The 15416-nt window shown below is 65.9% G+C and carries 16 protein-coding genes; 7 read left to right on the top strand and 9 right to left on the bottom strand.

Features of this window, described 5'->3' with window-relative positions:
- Positions 1 to 24: 24 nt before the first annotated feature.
- Genes GD606_RS14925 through GD606_RS14905 form a run of 5 tightly spaced genes read right to left on the bottom strand, consistent with a single transcriptional unit; the run spans position 25 to position 5295 of the window.
- Entirely contained in the window at positions 25 to 1389 is a 1365-nt protein-coding gene (locus GD606_RS14925; protein ID WP_176629314.1) for a secretin GspD/PilQ domain-containing protein, read from the bottom strand.
- A 29-nt stretch (positions 1390 to 1418) separates the two neighbouring features.
- Complete coding sequence (locus GD606_RS14920) at positions 1419 to 2021, bottom strand: hypothetical protein (RefSeq protein WP_176629313.1); 603 nt, start codon at positions 2019 to 2021, stop codon at positions 1419 to 1421.
- 42 nt (positions 2022 to 2063) lie between these two features.
- The gene (locus GD606_RS14915) at positions 2064 to 2561 is read right to left on the bottom strand and encodes a general secretion pathway protein GspB (RefSeq protein WP_163301449.1); all 498 of its coding nucleotides are present in this window, start codon (positions 2559 to 2561) and stop codon (positions 2064 to 2066) included.
- 27 nt (positions 2562 to 2588) lie between these two features.
- The gene (locus GD606_RS14910; protein ID WP_163301450.1) at positions 2589 to 3131 is read right to left on the bottom strand and encodes a hypothetical protein; all 543 of its coding nucleotides are present in this window, start codon (positions 3129 to 3131) and stop codon (positions 2589 to 2591) included.
- Positions 3132 to 3147: 16 nt separating this feature from the next.
- Entirely contained in the window at positions 3148 to 5295 is a 2148-nt protein-coding gene (locus tag GD606_RS14905; protein WP_163301451.1) for a type IV pilus biogenesis protein PilM, read from the bottom strand.
- 511 nt (positions 5296 to 5806) lie between these two features.
- Here GD606_RS14905 and GD606_RS14900 point away from each other — a divergent pair.
- The 7 genes from GD606_RS14900 (at position 5807) to GD606_RS14870 (ending at position 12778) form a co-directional block, all read left to right on the top strand.
- A complete protein-coding gene (locus tag GD606_RS14900; protein ID WP_163301452.1) occupies positions 5807 to 6895 on the top strand; it encodes a type IV pilus twitching motility protein PilT in 1089 nt (362 codons plus the stop codon).
- Between the two features lie 190 nt (positions 6896 to 7085).
- On the top strand, positions 7086 to 8240 hold the full coding sequence (locus GD606_RS14895; RefSeq protein WP_246298831.1) for a type IV pilus twitching motility protein PilT: 1155 nt from the start codon (positions 7086 to 7088) through the stop codon (positions 8238 to 8240).
- Between the two features lie 156 nt (positions 8241 to 8396).
- Positions 8397 to 8849, top strand: a complete 453-nt coding sequence (locus GD606_RS14890) for a YaiI/YqxD family protein (protein WP_163301453.1) — start codon at positions 8397 to 8399, stop codon at positions 8847 to 8849.
- Between the two features lie 259 nt (positions 8850 to 9108).
- A complete protein-coding gene (locus GD606_RS14885; RefSeq protein WP_163303995.1) occupies positions 9109 to 9990 on the top strand; it encodes a LytR/AlgR family response regulator transcription factor in 882 nt (293 codons plus the stop codon).
- A 10-nt stretch (positions 9991 to 10000) separates the two neighbouring features.
- Positions 10001 to 11959, top strand: a complete 1959-nt coding sequence (gene acs, locus GD606_RS14880) for an acetate--CoA ligase (RefSeq protein ID WP_163303996.1) — start codon at positions 10001 to 10003, stop codon at positions 11957 to 11959.
- Positions 11952 to 12185, top strand: a complete 234-nt coding sequence (locus tag GD606_RS14875; protein WP_246298829.1) for a helix-turn-helix domain-containing protein — start codon at positions 11952 to 11954, stop codon at positions 12183 to 12185. The genes acs and GD606_RS14875 overlap by 8 nt, the downstream gene beginning before the upstream one ends.
- Before the next feature lie 230 nt (positions 12186 to 12415).
- A complete protein-coding gene (locus GD606_RS14870; RefSeq protein WP_163303998.1) occupies positions 12416 to 12778 on the top strand; it encodes a hypothetical protein in 363 nt (120 codons plus the stop codon).
- A gap of 4 nt (positions 12779 to 12782) precedes the next feature.
- On the opposite strand, the gene GD606_RS14865 is transcribed toward GD606_RS14870, so the two are convergent.
- The 4 genes from GD606_RS14865 to GD606_RS14850 form a co-directional block, all read right to left on the bottom strand.
- Positions 12783 to 13205: a type II toxin-antitoxin system VapC family toxin gene (locus tag GD606_RS14865; protein ID WP_176629312.1), complete on the bottom strand. Its 423-nt coding sequence runs from the start codon at positions 13203 to 13205 to the stop codon at positions 12783 to 12785.
- Positions 13202 to 13483 (bottom strand): type II toxin-antitoxin system Phd/YefM family antitoxin, encoded by a 282-nt coding sequence (locus GD606_RS14860; protein ID WP_163300859.1) that lies wholly within the window; start codon positions 13481 to 13483, stop codon positions 13202 to 13204. The genes GD606_RS14865 and GD606_RS14860 overlap by 4 nt, the downstream gene beginning before the upstream one ends.
- A 90-nt stretch (positions 13484 to 13573) precedes the next feature.
- Positions 13574 to 15010: a sensor histidine kinase gene (locus GD606_RS14855; protein WP_163300858.1), complete on the bottom strand. Its 1437-nt coding sequence runs from the start codon at positions 15008 to 15010 to the stop codon at positions 13574 to 13576.
- Between the two features lie 36 nt (positions 15011 to 15046).
- Positions 15047 to 15205 (bottom strand): hypothetical protein, encoded by a 159-nt coding sequence (locus GD606_RS14850; protein WP_163300857.1) that lies wholly within the window; start codon positions 15203 to 15205, stop codon positions 15047 to 15049.
- Positions 15206 to 15416: the final 211 nt, after the last annotated feature.

Here is a 15416-nt window from a genome sequence, read left to right as displayed (position 1 = left end):
GTCGCGTTCTCCTTTGCGCTCAGGCTAAAATCCAGGCCGGGATTCAAGATCAAGCCCATCCGAAGGCATGACCATGGCGTTGGCGTCCATCTGCGTCACCCTGGGTTGCGGGGCCGTGGCCAGGGGCTTGGGTGAAAGCACGGTGGGGGTGATGAAAATCAACACTTCCTGCTTGGTGACGCTGTCGCCCTTGGATTTAAACAGATAGCCAAGGCCGGGGATGTCCTTGAGGTAGGGGATGCCCGAGGCCGTATCCGCCACCGTGTCCTTGGTCAGGCCGGAGATGACGATGGTGTCCCCGTCGCCCACGATGAGCGTGGTGCGGGTTTCCTTGGTGATCAGCGGCGGGTTGCCTTGGACCCAGTTGTTCTGGTTGTTGTCCACCTCGTCGTTGGTGACCAGAATATCCATGCGCAGGCGGTTGCCGTCGATGATGTGCGGGATCATGCCCAGAAGCAGCACGGCGTTGCGGAACTGCACGTTGGTGCCGTACTGGGAGGAGGACACGTAGGGGATCTCCCGTCCGTTCCAGGTATAGGCCACCCGGTTCTCCAGGGTGGTGATGGAGGGGTTGGACAGGATGTTCACCGTGCCCTTCTCGGCCATGGCCGTGAGCTGGGCCTCCAGGTTGTTGCCGTTGATGTTGCCGAACAGGAAGTTTAACCCCATGCCGTTGCCGCCCAGGCCTGTGGACGCCGTGGTGGCCGCCGAGGTCAGGGAGCCGGACGTGGGGAAGTTGATGCCGAATCCCTGGCCGCTGGGGCTGGTGCCGTAATACTGGGTCAGGGTGCTTGTAGCAGGATCAATGTATCCAGCCGGGGTCATGGTGAACGGCGTGTTGCCCGAACCGGACTGGAGCTTGCCGCCCCATTGGACGCCCAGTTCCCGGGCCACGTCCTTGGTGGTCTCGATGATGATGGCCTTGACCACCACCTGGGGCCTGGGCTCGTCCACCTGGGCGATGAGCTTGAGCAGGCGGTCCATATCCTCCCGGCTGGCCTGGATGATGAGCGAATTGGTATGGTAGTCCGGGGTGACGTAGCCGCGCACCTTGCCGGGGCGGCCGATCTTTTTCTCGTCGTCTTCCTTGGTGTCCTCGTCATCCGAGCTGGATTTTCCGGCCCCGGTAATGACCACCCCGCCCGAGCCAGAGCCCGAGCCCGTGGTGGAACGCTGGATGTTTTCCAGCTTGGGACGCTCCTTGATCTTGCGGGTGGGGTCGAGAAAGACCCGGACCGTCTCCAACGCGTCGCCCAGGTCGGCGTAGTTGATCTCCACCTTGCAGGTCATAAGCGGATCGCCGAGCTTGAGCTTCTCCTTCTGGACCAGGATCTTTTCCTGCACTTCTTTCATCTTCTGGTCGTTTTCCAGATCCTCCAGGGTAACCACCCGGATGATATCGCCTTCCCAGGTGTAGCTTAAGCCGTTGGCGTGCAGGATGCTCTCGAAAGCCTCGTTCCAGGGGGCGTCGGCGATGTTGATGTTGACCAGGACGGAACGCGCCTTGTCGTCCTTGGCCTTGGGCTCAGGCGCAGGCCTGCCGCCCTGCCCCCCTCGGGGCCGCCCTGTCCGGGTGCGAGCGGAGGAAGAAGGGGCTGAACCTTGACCTCGACGGGCCTAAGCGTCGAAGAAACCACGATGTTCTGGTTGGCGGCCCGGGCCAGGGCCCGCAGCACGGCCACCAGATCGGTGTTGTACATTTTGAGGCTGACCCGGGTGGTGGGCAGGCGCTTTTCCTTGCCGATCTCCAGGACCACGGGCTTGGCGTTGAGCGCCGTCTCGGACACCCGGGTCTTCTGGGCGGACTCGATGGGTTTGGCCTCCACCGCCAGATTCTTGGGACCGGCCGTGGGCGAATAGCCTTGGGAGGCCTCCGCCTTGTCGTGCCAGTGATCGAAAAAGGGATCCTTTTCGGGCGGCTTGGAACAACCCGCCGCCAAAAAGGCCCCGGCCAGAAGGCAGGCGGCGATCATCGCCGCGAACCGGCCCAAGGTGGCGTCGTGGCCCGTCATCACTCCCATCGTCGTCTCCCGGTTCGCGGCCCTGGGGCTGCGAGTTTCAGCTCATTGGGCGAAAAAGCTCGGATCCTGGTACGGCAGCTGCACGAATTTTCCGTTGTCGACGCCGCGCAAGGTCACCTGCGGCGGGGTGATCCGCTCGACTAAAAAGCCCCCGGTCTCCAGTTCGTCGCCCTCGCGGTATTCGTAACCGTCTATGATCGCCAGGCGTAGCGCGCCCACTTCTACATATCCGGAGTACATCGGCATGGACGCGTCGCGCGCGGCATCGCTTTTGATGTCCAGGGACTTTTCGTAAAAAACCTTTGTGTTCCATGGCCGCAGGGCCATGTCCGCCACATGGGCCTCCATGGGGTTGGCCCCGGCGGTTTTGACCGCCTTGGCCTGGGCCTCGGCATTGGTCCTGGCCTGGGTCACGAGCTTGTCCGGGCCCTTCGTCAGGCCGCCGCGCCCGCCGCCGGTCATGGTGAACAGGGCCCCCCCGACGATCACCGCCGCGCCCATGATCCCGAGCAGCATCTTCTCCCGTTTGGTCATCGCCACATCCCCGCCTGCTTCGTGCTCATGGCGTTACTCCAGGGCCAGCCAGGCCACGACCTGATAGTCGAAGCCCTCGGAAACACGTTGGATGCGGATATTTTCAACAGTTTCCAGGGACGCCAGCCGCCCCATCTCCACCAAAAAATCCCTGAATTTTTCGGGTTCGCCCCGAAGCGTCACCCGCACGGACAGGCTTTTGGCGCCCCTGGCCAGGGAATCGGGGTCGGGGGTGATGGAGACGGCCTCGATGCCCGATGCGGCCGCGCAGGTCTCGAAAAGTCCCGACACGCCCGACACCCGGGACAGGGGCAGGGGCACGGCTTTGGCCGGGGGCAGGTTTTCGGCCATCCCCTGGTCCACGAGCTTCTTAAATTCCGTATAGAAGCCGATCAGGGCCTGCTGCTCCTCAAGCCGGGCCTTTTCCCGGGCAATCTCCCCGCCCAGGCGGGCAGAGGCGCGCAACACCGGATAGACAAACACGGACCCGAAAACGATCAGGCTCACGAACAACACGACCATGCCCATGATGGATCTGGTCGGGAGTTTGGTAGTGGCGATGCCCAGCGGGTTCATGTCCGGCCTTCCTCTTTCATTGTCCGGCCAACGCCAGGGAAACCACGAAATGCAGCGCCTGGACGCCGCCGATGGTTTCCACGTCGCGCTTGCTCACCGTCGAATCCCCGATAAGCGGGGAGTTTTGCAGGTTCACCAGATATCCGGCCAATACGGACTCGAAAAGCTGGCTGTCCCCTTCCACCACACCGTCGATGATGATTTTTTTGATGTACTTGACCGCAGGCTTGGCCGCCTGGGCGGCCTTTCCGGCAGCCCCCGGAGGCGGTGCGGTCTGGCGCACCGGAGGCCCCATGTCCACGGTCAGGCTCACAAGCTTGACCTGCGGCGGGGTCAGGGCGGTCAGTTCGCTGATGGCCCCGAGGCCCAGATTTCTTGCGGCAAAGGCCCGGATGGCCTCCTGGGTTTTGGTGGCTTCCTGGGCGGCCTTGTTCAAAAGGGCCGTATCCACCATGACCCCCTGGTCCCCGATCTGTTTGGAGATCCGCGCCAGCTCCTCGGCCCGGGCCCGGTTGCGGCCCGACTCAAACACCGAAAATCCAGCCATCAAGGCCAGGATCAGGCAGAACACGGCCAGGGTGGCCTGGTTCACCAGGGTCACCCGCCGGGCCTCGCGGCGTTCCTTGTAGGTGACGAAAAGATTGGGGGTCATGCGCGGCCGGGACAGGGCCACGCCCAGGGCCTGCTGGAACGCGCACCGCCCGGCCAGGGTCATGGCCTGGGGATCGGGGGACTCGCCGGAGGCTTTGACCCCGGCTGCACCAAGGGGGTCGAAGGGCTCGCAGGGGATGCCCAGATGCCCTTCCAGGTACTCCAGAAAGGGCGGAGCGGCCGCCAGGGGACCGGACACATACAGCGCGCCCACGGGATCGTTGCCCAGGGTCTCGCGATAATGCTTGAGCGTCATCTCCACCTGGCGGGCCAGCCGCGACAGGGCGGGATCGGCCAGATCCATGACCTCCTCGGCGGACAGCCCATGTCCGGGCCGACCCGGCGCAACACCCGGGCTTCCCTCTACCAGGGTCATGAGCACGTCCCGGGCGTCTTCCTCGTCCATCCCGTCGGCGGAATCGGCGACAGGCGGCTCAGCGCCAGCCTCATCCGCATCCGCCGGGACCGACTGAGGCGGCGACAGCGGTTCGGAGGCTGCCGATGCTCCGGACAGGTCGAGGGTCAAAAGCCTCGGCTCCCCGGCATCCGGCAGCCCTGCGCCATCGCCGTCAAGGTCAAGCACCAGCTCGCCGACCCCCTCATACCCCAGGGGCGTCGCCAAGGTCGGCGGGGCCGTCGGGGCCGTCGGGGATTCGAAAACCGGACTGGGCGCAGGGGCCGCCGTCTCGGCAAGCCCTTCCAGGACTGCCCCGGCCAGGGCGGTCATGGCCGCCTTGATGCCCCGGGTGAACACCAGATTTCCGTCCCGGTAAATCTCCAGCCGCGACCAGTTGTCCCCCACATGCAGCGTGGCCGCGCCGCCGGGAGGCGGCGGCAGGCAGCCGGATCGGAACACGTTCTGGTCCGCAAAGGCCGTCAGCGTCATGCCCGTCAGGGCATACCCGGCCCGCTCAAACGCCACCTTGCGCCTGGCCACGACCTCGCGGGGGATGGTGTGGGCGAAGACGGCGGCTTTGACCGCACCCTTCTCCACCATCTCGCCCCGGTCCTCGTAATCGAAGATCACGTTTTTTTCGTCAAACGACAGTTCCTTGCGGGCCGTCCAGAACACGGCGTTGTCCCGCTGGGACGACGGCACCTTGGGCACGCCCACAAGCCGCAGATCAGCCTGGGACGACGACAGGGCGCACCAAATCTCGGGATGGGGAATGCGCAGGCAGGCCCGGGAGACCACCGCGCCTAAGATGCGCGAAAATTCATCGGAATCAAAGGACAGGGAGGGATCGATGTCCGCCTTCTCCAGGGCCAACACCTCGAACTCGCCGTCCCGGCCGCGGATGGCGGCGACGGCCACGCCCCGGCGGCTCACATCCACGCCGACCACGACCCGGGAACGCCAAAACGGCAAAAAGCCCCCGGAACGAACGCGCGGCGTGTCCGCCGCCACGGCCCGGGACTTGGCCTCGTCCCGGCCTGCGGCGGCCGTGACCCCTGCGCCGCGAATCATGCGCAGAAGCTTTTCGCTGGAGGTGGGAGTCTGTCCTTTCCGCACGCTGTACCCCGTCTCGACTCCGTGTCCCATCGTCCAGGACCCAGGTCCGTTCGCCGTTTGCCCATTTCGCCTTTCTCGGAAAAGCGAAAAAATCGTAAATCAAGTCCCGGGTTCCCCGGATTCGCCGTCCGTATCGGCACGTGCACTGAGGGAGGAAAGATATCTGAACGTCTGATTCCGGATGACGGACTGTCCGTCCGCATCTGACTCCCCTGCCTCGCCGATAAGACTTTTTCAAAAGCCGTGCCAGGGATGCGCTCTTTTTGCATATCAAAAAAAGCACATCATTTCATATTGTTGAAATCATCCCCCCCGTTCCGGGGAGCTCGGCCCGGCCACCTGCGGCAGGGTCTTTCGGGGGTTCACGTTTCACTTTATTGAAAACACATACCAGCCGGGGCGTACCCATGCGGCGTCTTCCATGTCGCCCCGTCTTTCTGGTAGCCTTGCGGCGCTGCACACGGGCCGCCCGGAACGCGCCCGCCAACACTGCCACCTTCGGAGGCCCGGCATGGCCCAGATCGACGCCTTTTTCAAAATGATGCACGAGATGGGGGCATCGGATCTGCACCTGTCCAGCGGCTCGCAACCCATCATCCGCCTCAACGGGGTCCTTGAACGGGTGAAATATCCCGCCTTCGATCCCGACAGCCTGCGCAAGCTCCTCTACGAGATCACCCCGGAGCGAAAAATCAAGCTGTTCGAGGAGATCGGGGATATCGATTTCGCCCACGAGGCCCCGGGGCTGGCCCGCTACCGGGTCAACTACTTCATGCAGCAACGCGGCATGGCCGCCGCCTTCCGGGAGATTCCAAACCGCGTGGCCAGCCTGGACGACCTGGGGCTCCCGCCGCTGCTTGCGGAACTGGCCATGCTGCAAAAGGGGCTGGTCCTGGTCACGGGCCCCACGGGTTCGGGAAAGTCCACCACGCTGGCGGCCATGCTCGGACACGCCAACGTGAACCGCCGGGACCACATCCTGACCATCGAAGACCCCATCGAATTCGTGCATGAATCCGCCGGATGCCTCATCAACCAGCGCGAGATCGGCCGCGACAGCGCAAGCTTCCAAAAGGCCCTGCGCGGCGCCTTGCGGGAAGATCCGGACATCATCCTGGTGGGGGAGATGCGCGACCTGGAGACCATCGAACTGGCCCTGGAGGCCGCCGAGACCGGCCATCTGGTCCTGTCCACCCTGCACACCATGTCCGCCCCGAAAACCGTGGACCGAATCATCGACGCCTTCCCGGGAGAGCGCCAGGCCCAGATCCGGGCCGCCCTGTCCGAGTCGCTGCGGGCCGTGGTCTCCCAGACGCTGGTGCGCCGCGCCGACCGGCCCGGCCGGATCGCCGCCCTGGAGATCCTCATCGCCACCCCGGCGATCCGAAACCTCATCCGGGAAAGCAAGATCCACCAGATTCCAGGCGCCATGGAGACGGGCAAGAAATTCGGGATGCGCACCATGGAGGACTCCCTCATCGAACTGGTGAAAAACGGCCTGGTCGATCCGCGCGAGGCGGCCGCCAAGGCCTTAAATCCCGAACGGCTGCGCCCGTTTCTGCCGCCGGACGCCCTGCCGGACCCGGAGGCCGGGAAATGAGCGGGCGGGCGCGTCCGGTTCGCCATGCAACCAGCGGCGGCGCATCTCATAAAAAAACGCCGGAACGGTTTGACGGCATTATCATGAATGCTTTGCGTACGACTCAGGCCTGCGGATTTCGAGAACACGACACCAGGACATGGCGTCCCGCCGAGCATGGCGTGGCGACCGCCCGCCACCGAGGCAAACCATGATGGACCTGCATTTTCTGGAAAACCTTCTGGGCGCGGCCCTTGCGCAGGCCCCCGGGGCCTCGGACCTCCTGCTGTCGCCGGGAAGTCCGGTCATGGCCTCGGTGGCGGGCGCGCTGATCCCCGTGACAGCAGGCCTTCCGGCCATGCTGACCGAGGCCGACACGGCGGCCATGGCCCGGGCGCTTCTGGAGCAAAAACCCCACGCCAAGGCCGACCACGCCGCCACCGGCTCGGCCGACCTGGCCCTGGCCCTGCCGTCGGGAACGCGCCTGCGGGCCAACGTGTTTTTGCGCCTGGGGGCCACGGCCATGGTGTTTCGCCGCCTTCCGGACGCCATTCCCACGGCCGCCGCGCTGGGGCTGCCGCCGCTTTTGACCGAGGCGGCCGCGGCCCGGGACGGGCTGGTGGCCGTGGCGGGGTCCACGGGTTCCGGGAAATCCACCACCCTGGCCGCGCTGATCGACGTGGTGAACCAGACCCGGGCGGTGCATGTGGTCACCCTGGAAGACCCGGTGGAATACCTGCATCCGCCCAAGCGGGCCCTTGTCTCCCAGCGGGAGCTGGGGCCGGATTTCCAGGACTTCGCCAGCGGCCTGCGGGCAGCCATGCGCCAGGCCCCGCAGGTGATCCTGGTGGGCGAGATCCGCGACCGGGAAACGGCCGAGGCCGCGCTGCGGGCCGCCGAGACCGGCCATCTGGTCTTTTGCACGGTGCACGCCACGGACTGCGGGGGCATGGTTTCCCGGCTGGCCGGACTGTTCGACCCCTCGGAGGAACGCTCGGCCCGGGCCGCCCTGGCGGGCTGCCTGCGCCTGGCCGTGGCCCAGCGGCTGGTTCCCACCCTGGACGGCTCACGCACGGCGGTCTTCGAGGTCATGGCCCCCACCCTGCGGGTGCGGGAGATGATCGTGCATGGCGAGACCGACGAGGCTACGTTTTCCGAGGTCGTGGCCCAGGGCAAGGCCCACGGCATGCTGAGTTTCGCCAGTTCTCTGGGGCGGCTGCTCCTGGCCGGGCGCATCAGCGAGGAGACGGTGTCCTTGAGTGCCGCCGACCGGGCCACGGCGGTGGGGATCATCGACGCCGTGCGCCGCGCGGCCGGGAAAAAGGACGGGGACGCGATGCTGAAATTGGAGCTTGATCGCCGCTGACGCCTGCTTTTCCCGGATTTCCTTCGGCCTTCCCGCCGGGGTCCGGCAGGGCCGCCGCCGCACGCCCGGGGGGTGCATCCTTAAGCCCCAAGCCGCCGCTTCTCACAGGCCATGCCAGGCCCTTTTTCCGCTTCGAAAAAACGCCCAAGGAATCCCATGCACATCTATGCCGATGCCGACGCCCTGCCCACGGCCATCAAGGAAATCCTGTTTCGCGCCGCCATGCGCCTGCGCCTCGGCCTGACCCTGGTGGCCAACAAGACCCTGTACACCCCGCCGTCGCCGTACATAGACGCCATCCGGGTGGGCCAGGGCTTCGACGTGGTGGATGCGGCCATCGTGGAGCGCGTGGCGCAAGGCGATCTGGTGATCACGGCGGACATCCCGCTGGCCGCGCTGGTCATCGAAAAGGGCGCCCATGCCCTGAACCCCCGGGGGGAACTCTATACCACAGACAACATCCAGGGGCGGCTGACCATGCGCAACCTGCTCTACGAGCTGCGCGGCGCAGGAGTCGCGACCGGCGGGCCGCCGCCGCTTGGCAACAAGGACAAGGAGGCCTTCGCCAACCAGCTCGATATCTTTCTGACCCGGCACGCCAAGGGGTGACGGGGGAGGGGGCAGGGGGGAAAGCCTCCGGCGGCCAAAGGGGACGCGTCCGCTTTGGAATCCCCGAACGGGAAGGATGAGGCTCTTCAAGATGGCTATCGCGACAAACCCCACACCCTCTCCCCTACCCCCAGACATCCGGAACGAGAACATGCCTCCAGGCTTTGCAAGCCCGCCGCAGGCGTGATAGCAACCCAAAGCGGCCTCTCCGTCCCGACGGAGCCCCGCGCCCGGCCCCGCGACCCCAACCCGGATCGTCATGGAAAAAATCGCCGCCCTGCTCGTGCACCCGGACCCACAGGCCCGGTCCACCCTCCGGGAATACCTGGGCGGCGTGGATTTCATCCGGGTGGTGGGCGAGGCGGTCAGCGCCTTCGAGGCCGGGGAACTGTTGCGCGCCATCCCCTACGGCATCGTCTTTTTGGGCGTGGACCTGCCCGGCGGCATCTCCGGCCTGGACCTGGCCCGGACCCTGGCCGCACGCAAGCAGCGTCCCGGGCTCGTCTTCCTGGCCGCCGACGAGTCCCACGCCTTTGCCGCCTTCGAGCTGGGGGCCGCCGACTACCTCCTGTGGCCCGCCACGGCGGAACGCTTCGAACGCACCATCGAACGCCTCAGCCGGTTCAAGCCCGCCTTCCAGGAGATTTCCGCCCCATCGGCCTGGCAAAAGGCCGACGAACCGCCGGGCGACGAAGGCGGCGATGACGAGGAGACCGTGCGCCTGCCCCTGGAGGAAGAGGAGGAAGACCGCTTCATCTCCGCCCTCAAGCAGGCCTGGGACCTAAGCCAGTTCAAGCGGCCGCGCGACATCGAAAAGCTCCCGGTCACCCTGGACGGCCGGACCATCCTCATCCCCTACACCCAGATCATCTTCGTGGAGGCCTACGAGGACTATTCCTTCGTGCATACGGCCACCCAGAAATTTCTCACCTCCTACCGCCTGAAACTGCTGGAGGACCGCTTAAAGCCCCACCGGTTCTTCCGGGTGCACCGCAAATACCTGGTGAACCTGGATCTGGTCACGGAGATCGCCTCGCTGCCCGGCGGCAACTTCATGCTGCGCACGGCAGGCAAAACCCGCATCGAACTGCCCATCGGCCGCCGCCGCATCGGCGAGCTCAAACAGGTGCTCGGGCTTTAGGAGTTGTGACGTGCCGAAGCGATACGACGAGTCAAAAACCGGCGCGCTCGACGCCCTGCATGTGGAAAACCGGGTGTTTCGGCCCGATCCCCAGACCGTCATCGAGGCCAACGTCACCCCCGACGACCTGGAAGCCGCCCTGGCCCTGGCCGCCGCCGATCCCCTGGCCTATTGGGAACGGGCCGCCGAGGAGCTGGAATGGCACCGCCGCTGGGAGCGGGTGCTCGACGACGACGACCCGCCCCGCTTCCGCTGGTTCGCGGGCGGCCGCGTGAACATCGCCCACAACGCCCTGGACCGGCACGCCCGTTCGGGCAACAAGAACCGGCTGGCGCTGATCTGGGAGGGCGAGGCCGGGGACTGCCGCAAGTTCACCTATTACGAGCTGTTCCGGGAGGTGAACCGCTTAGCCAACGCCTTCCGGTCCCTGGGCCTTGTCCGGGGCGACCGGGTGACGCTGTACATGCCACCCCTGCCCGAGACGCTGATCGCCATGCTGGCCGCAGCCAAGGTGGGCGCGTCGCACAGCCTGGTGTTCGCCGGATTCTCGGCCCGTTTCCTACGCCAGCGCATCAACGACGCCCGCTCCAAGATCCTGGTCACGGCCGACGGTTTCTATCGTGGCGGCCGGGTGATCCCGCTCAAACCCGTGGTGGACGACGCCCTGCACGGGGTGCACGGCGGCTGCGCCGAGACCGTGCTGGTGGTGCCCAGGGTGGGCATCGACGTGGAGATGACCGCGCCGCGCGACCTTTTTTATCACGACGTGGTACGCCGGGAATCCGCCGAGGCCGCCTGCGCGGCCATGGAATCGGACGATGAGCTGTTTGTGCTGTTCACCTCCGGGACCACCGGCCGCCCCAAGGCCGTGGCCCATGCCCACGGCGGCTTCATGGTGGGCGTGCACCACACCTTCCGCGAGGTCTTCGACGTAAAGCCCACGGACATCTATTTCTGCACCGCCGACCCGGGCTGGATCACCGGCCATGCCTACGGGATCTACGGGCCGCTTTTGGCCGGGGCCACGTCCATCATGTACGAGGGCCATCCCCTCTATCCCCAGGCCGACCGGCTGTGGAGCATGGTGGCCCGGCACGGGGTGACGGCGCTGTACACCACGCCCACGCTTCTGCGCCTTTTGATGCGCTACGGGCCGCAGTATCCCAAGAAACACGACCTTTCGACCCTGCGCATCCTGGGGTCCGTGGGCGAGCCCATCGGGGCCGAGACCTGGCTGTGGCTGCACAAGCACATCGGCCGTTCGCGCTGCCCGGTGCTGGATACCTGGTGGCAGACGGAGACGGGCATGATGATGATAAGCCCCCTGCCCATCTCGCCGCTCAAACCCGGCTCCGTGGGCAAGCCGCTGCCGGGCATTGCGGCGGACGTGGTGGATGCGGCGGGCAACTCCCTGCCGCCGGGCAAGGGAGGCTTTTTGGTCATCAAAAAGCCCTGGCCGGGCATGTTCAAGGAGCCGACCGAGGACATGGGCGAGGCCCGGGCGTGTCTTTCGGATTACTGGAACCGCATCCCGGGGATGTATTTCGCCGGGGACATGGCCCACAGGGATGAGGACGGGTACTATTTCATCCAGGGCCGGGCGGATGACGTCTTAAACATCGCCGGGCGGCGCATGGGCACGGCCGAGCTCGAGGCGGCGCTTTTGTCGCACCGGGGCGTGGCCGAGGCGGCGGTGATCGGGCTGCCGGACAGGATCAAGGGGCAGGTGGCCAAGGCGTTCGTGGCCCCGGTTCCGGGCTATGAGGCCCAGTTCGACGGCGAGGACGGGCTTCGGGCGGATATCGCGCGGCATGTGCGGCGTGAGCTTGGGCCGATTGTGGCCTTTAAGGCCATCGAATTTCGCGAGTCCCTGCCGCACACCCGAAGCGGCAAGATTTTACGCCGGGCGCTTCGCGACGGCGAGCTTGGGGTGGAGAGGGATGAAGGGGAAACGCTGGAGGATGAATAGCGGCGACACCATTCCCTGGGCCGAGGCCTTTCCCGACCGGCATCCCGGGCATGTGCTGGCCGGGGCCAGGTACCGCGAAAACATGACCCAGAAGGCCCTGGCCGCCCTGATCGGCTGCCGCCCCAGCCACATCTCCGAGATGGAGCACGGTCGCCGCCCCATCGGCAAGGAGATGGCCAAACGGCTGGCCGCCGCCCTGAACACCACCTACAAGGTCTTCCTCTAAACATTCCGACCGGCCGCGGCCCTCCGTCAACCGCGCTGCCCCGAGGCGTCCTCATCCTTGCCGGGTCGTCCGGGCCGCTCACCGGACATGGTCGGCCACCCAGGCCGTTCTGCCTGGGCCGGGCGACCCCGACGCGCAGAAGAAAATATTTTTTGCCCAGCCCTCAAGTTTCCCCTGCCGCCTGCCGATAGAATAGTGCAGTTAGGAAACCTGTATCCTCGGCGGCGGCCATGATCGAAAGCACATCCCAAACCCTGGCCCGGACCCTGATGGCCACATCCTGGCCCCAGGCCGTCTCCCCTGACGCCGCCCGGGCCGTGGCGGACACCCAGGGCGTAACGGCCGCCAGCCAGGAACCGGCCCGCGCCGCCCAGTCCTCCCCCTCGCAGAACTTCTCCCCCATCGTCCTGTCCCCGGGCCTGGCCTCGCTTGGGTCCGAACCCGTGACCGGCGCGGACTCAGGCGCCGAAACCGGGCAAGACGCCAACCGGGAACGCACGGCGGCCAACCAGGGCCGCGCCCGCTACGCCGCCGGGTCGCAGACCGGGCCGCAGGCCCAAAGCGCCTCCCCCAGCCTGGACATGCGGGTCTAAGCGGTCACAGCCCGAAACGCTCCCCGGCATCCAAAAGGGTGACCCGTCCACCGGCCCCCACCCGCCCGGCCGCCTTGCGGTCCAAGGTCAGCCATGTCCCGTCCAACTCCCGGGCCAGGGCCGCATAACAGGCGTCATATCCGGTCAGGCCGCGTTGCACGAATCCCTCCGCCAACCGGGCCAGGGCCGTGGTCAACGGGGCCCGAAAAACCCCGCCGTCCAGAACCGGCACGATGCCGTCCTCGAAAATCTCCCGGCCGTTCGGCGCAATCCGCGTGAGCACGGAAAAACATTCAAACAGGAACAATTCGGGCACGGCGAAACGACCCGGCGACGCGACCATGGCCTTCAGAACCTCCTCGGCCTGGGGCGACGGCCCGCCCGTGAACCACCGGATGGCCACCGAGGCGTCCACCACGAAAATCACGACGCCTCTCCCACTTCGCCGCGGATCTCCCGCAGCGCCAAAAGACCCTCTTCAGGGGACACGCCGGGTTGCCGAAGACTGCGAACCCTGGCCAAAAGGGCGCGTTTTTTCTCCGTGGACTGGAATTCCCCAAACCGTTTTTCAAAATCGGCCGGGGTCACCAGGAACGCCTGGACGATCCGTCCTTTGCTGACGGCGATGGGCTCGCCGGTCCTGGCCAGACGTTCCAGCACCTCGCCCAGGCGGTTGCGCAGAGTCAGGGCATTGACGGTTTCCATGGCGGCCCTCCTCTCATGGTGTAGATGTATATCTCCATCTACACCATGCAACGCAAGACTGTCCAGGGGCGCGGCGCTCCCGCTGCCGGGCTATCTGGGAAACTGGACCACGACCGTGGTGCCGTGGGATTCGGAGGTTTCCATGCGGATGCGGCCGCCGTGGGTCTGGGCGATGAGCCGGGCCCCGTAGGTGCCCAGGCCCGTGCCGTCCTTTTTCCCGGCGGTCACGTATTTCTGGAAGAAACGGGAGCGGATCTCCGGGGGGACAGCCCCGGCGTTGTGCACGGCCACGTCCAGGGAGCCGTTCTCCGCCAGGGACACGGCGATGCGCCCGCCGGGCGGCGAGGCCTCAAGGGCGTTGCGCACCAGATTCGAAAGCATGGTGTAGCACAGCATCTCCTCGCCCTGGACCACGAAGGCGTCGCCCTCCTGGCGGGGCCTGCCGCGCACGGTGATGTCCATGGACAGCTCCCGGGATTCGAGCATCCCGCGCAGCTCCGCCGCGATGTTGTCCAGGATGGGCAGGATGTCCACAGGCTGGGGGGTCAATTCGTAGGCCCCGCGCTCCATGCGGTAGAGGTCCAGGGATTGGTTGATCATGTGCAGCATGCGGTATCCGGCGCTTTGCACCAGATTGAGCATCTCGGTCTGGCGCGGGGTGAGGTTGCTCTCGCGCCGAAACAACTGGGGCAGGGTCAGGATGGCCGTCAGCGGGGATTTGAGGTCGTGCCGGGTCATGCGTTCCACGTCCTCGCGCAAGGCGTCGGCCTTTTTGCGATCCGTGACATCCACCACGGCATAGCCCAGGATATCGCAGAAATGCTCCAGAAAATCGGCCCGCTTCTCCCGGGCGTAGCGTTTGGGGTTGCCGTCGAAAAAGCCGATGACCCCCACCATATTCTGCGGCCCGAATTTGTCTTTCAGGGGGTAGATGAAACAGGAGCCCAGGCGCGGCGCGCCGCCGCCGCCCAGAATCGAGGGGCCGAAAAAAAACTCCAGGTCCGGGGCCTCGGTCACCGGCCCCATGAACGAGGCCCGGCGCACGGGGTCGGGGATGGCCGCGGCCACGGCCCGGCGGATGGTCGACAGCGGGGCGCGACGGATGGTGTCGGGCAGAAACGGGGCGTATTCCGCCTCGTCCAGCAACAGCCCCACGGCGCGCAGATTGAAAAGCTTCTTGATGCCTTCCACAATGCCGGGCAGATCCTCGTGGGTGCGCATCTGCTCCACGATACGGATGCCCGAACGGAACTTTTCGAAGGTGATCAGGCTCGAATGGTAGCTCTCAAAGGCCGTCTCCACCTGGGATTGCAGGGTGACGGCCTGTTTTTTGAGCCGGTCCACCTCTTTGCGCAACCCCATGCCCTCCTCCCGCAAAAGCGCCTGGGAGGTGGCATGCATCTTGGCCGCCCGCTTGAGCTCGCCCACCAGACGCTTGACCCGATAGTCGTTGCGCTCCAGGGCGAAGGTTTCCAGTTCGGCGAGTTTGGCCGGGAGATCGGAAATGTCGAGGTGCGTGCTGGCCATGGAGTCCGTCATTATCCGCCCGCCGGGCAGGCCCGGCTATTTCCATCCGGTGAAGTTTCTGTTGCTGAAATACTGCCCGTACACCCGGGCATCCCCGGTCATGCGGACTTCGAGAAAGGAGGCCTGCCTGTCCGCACATCCGGCGGCCACGGCCGACACCATCATCATGATGCACAACGCGACAATGCGACGCATGCTCACCTCCGCGTCCACCCGCGCCACGCGGCGTCCGCATCCTGCCGGGACGTCTGGCGCATGCGCCACCTTCCTATTGATCGTGACCCGCGTCAAGGGGCACGACGCCCCGGGGACTGCGCCGCATGGACATAGAGGCACGTCCGCTCCCTTCCGATTCCGCCAGATCAGACGTATCGCCCGGCAATCCGCCGGAAACAGGCCGGGCGCG

Origin of the sequence: Desulfolutivibrio sulfodismutans DSM 3696, from assembly GCF_013376455.1 — a bacterium.
Taxonomy (GTDB): domain Bacteria; phylum Desulfobacterota; class Desulfovibrionia; order Desulfovibrionales; family Desulfovibrionaceae; genus Desulfolutivibrio; species Desulfolutivibrio sulfodismutans.
This window is presented reverse-complemented; position numbering and strand designations above follow the sequence as displayed.